Raw genomic sequence first — 2116 nt, 5'->3', positions numbered from 1 at the left:
CTCTTGCGGCTGCGGCTCTTTGACCTTGACGATCATGTCCGCCTGGGCAAACACGTCTGCTGCATTGGCTGCCAGGCTGGCGCCGGCCGCCAGATACTGTTCGTCGGTGAGACCAATGGCGGCACCGGCACCCGTTTGCACCAGTACCTGGTGACCATGCGCGCTCAGTTCGCGCACGCTGGCAGGTGTGAGGCCGACGCGGTATTCGTGGTTCTTGATTTCTTGGGGTAGTCCGACACGCATGTGTTTCTCCAGGTTCGTCATTGTGGAAGACGGCAGTGTGTGACAAGACGCAGCCCATGGATACACAAATCAGGCGGGCGGCTTGATCAACGAGGGGATGGAAAACGGTACACCGCAGCCTTACCCGTGGCCGTCCATCAGGTGTTGAATCAGGGGGCGTGTTGGCATGAAAGAAGTCGTCTCAGGCGGTTTGATTGATGGACTCGCCCAGCGCGTTGATCAGGCTGTCAATCTGGGCCGGGGTCGTGATGAAGGGCGGTGCGAGTTGAATGGTGTCGCCGCCATAGCGCACATAAAAGCCTTTTTTCAGCATGGTCATGGCGATTTCATAAGGCCGACGCGCCGGTTCGCCGGGCAAGGCGTCAATGGTGATGCCGGCGGCCAGACCGAAATTGCGGATGTCGGTGATGTGCCGGGCGCCCTTGAGACTGTGCACGGCGTTCTCAAAATAAGGGGATATCGCCTTGACTTGCTCCACCATGTTTTCTTTCACCAGCAGGTCCAGCGTCGCCAGACCCACGGCGCAGGCCACCGGGTGGGCCGAGTAGGTGTAGCCGTGGGCAAACTCCAGCATATAGTCCGGCCCGCCCTGCGCCATGAAGGTGTCGTAAATGTCTTTCTTGGCCAGCACCGCGCCCAAGGGCTGCGCGCCGTTGGTCACTTGCTTGGCGACGTTCATGATGTCGGGTGTGACGCCAAAAGCCTCGGCGCCGGTGTAGGCGCCGGCGCGGCCAAAGCCGGTGATGACTTCGTCAAAAATCAGCAGGATGTTGTTGGCGGTGCAGATATCGCGCAGGCGCTGCAGATAGCCCTTGGGTGGAATCACGACACCGGCCGAACCCGAGAACGGTTCCACAATCACCGCCGCAATATTGCTCGCGTCGTGCAGCGCGATGACCCGCAGCAGATCGTCGGCCAGCTCGGCGCCCTTGTCAGGCATGCCGCGCGAAAAAGCATTGCTCGCCAGCTGGGTATGGGCGATGTGATCGGCCTCGATGCCCTGGCCAAACATCTTGCGGTTGGCGGCGATGCCACCGACCGAGATGCCGCCAAAGTTGACGCCGTGGTAGCCTTTTTCGCGCCCGATCAAACGCGTTTTGCTGGCCTGGCCTTTGGCGCGCCAGTAGGCGCGCGCCATTTTGAGCGAGGTGTCGGCGGACTCGGAGCCCGAGCCGGTAAAAAACACATAGTCCAGTCCGGCGGGCGTCAGTTCCTTGATCTTGTTGGCTAGCGCAAATGACAGCGGGTGACCAAACTGGAAGGCGGGCGAGTAGTCCAGCGTCGCCATTTGCCGGGTCACCGCCTCGACGATCTCGGTGCGCCCGTGGCCCAGGCCGCAGCACCACAGGCCGGACAGGCCGTCAAAAATGGGCTTGCCATGGTTGTCGGTGTAATAGCAGCCCCGGGCAGCCACCATCATGCGCGGGTTGGCCTTGAATTCGCGGTTGCCGGTATAGGGCATCCAGTGCGCGTCGAGCCAGGCGGCGTCGGTGCGGGGGGAGGTCAACGCTTTGGCATCGTTCATGTTCATGGTGTCCTTTAAAGTGTTGAGGACAGAGCGTCGCTACGCTGTGGACTGTCCCGCAAGGTTTCACACGGGGTGTGAGTTTGCAATTTTGATCCACTCTGTTACTCTTATAAATGTATAAGTATCACTCTTAAGTTATCAGTCTAGGCAAGTAAAAAGCCGGTCCGCGCTGGGCCAGTTGAGCGACATGGACATTCGTCTGTTGTGGGTGTTCAAAAGCGTGGTCGAGTGTGGCGGCATTGCGGCGGCCGAGCTGGAGCTCAACATCGCGGTGTTCGACAAAACCGCCAGCAATCCGGCGGCCCATATCGGCGCGGCGATTGCCTTGTTTTCAGAGTTGGCGCC

The 2116-nt window shown here is 60.1% G+C and carries 1 protein-coding gene and 2 pseudogenes; 1 reads left to right on the top strand and 2 read right to left on the bottom strand.

Features of this window, described 5'->3' with window-relative positions; genetic code table 11:
- Window positions 1-243: pseudogene (locus B3V69_RS09055) on the bottom strand (alanine dehydrogenase); the annotation flags it as partial.
- A gap of 181 nt (window positions 244-424) precedes the next feature.
- Complete coding sequence (locus tag B3V69_RS09050) at window positions 425-1774, bottom strand: aspartate aminotransferase family protein (RefSeq protein WP_296445794.1); 1350 nt, start codon at window positions 1772-1774, stop codon at window positions 425-427.
- A gap of 184 nt (window positions 1775-1958) precedes the next feature.
- Here B3V69_RS09050 and B3V69_RS20755 point away from each other — a divergent pair.
- A pseudogene (locus B3V69_RS20755) lies at window positions 1959-2052 on the top strand (LysR family transcriptional regulator); the annotation flags it as partial.
- Window positions 2053-2116: the final 64 nt, after the last annotated feature.

Source organism: Rhodoferax sp. UBA5149, assembly GCF_002413825.1.
Lineage (GTDB): Bacteria > Pseudomonadota > Gammaproteobacteria > Burkholderiales > Burkholderiaceae_C > Rhodoferax.
This window is presented reverse-complemented; position numbering and strand designations above follow the sequence as displayed.

What these genes read in the sequence shown, in the direction of transcription:
- B3V69_RS09050 (WP_296445794.1), bottom strand. Translation starts at nt 1,774, where the DNA reads ATGAACATGAACGATGCCAAAGCGTTGACCTCCCCCCGCACCGACGCC.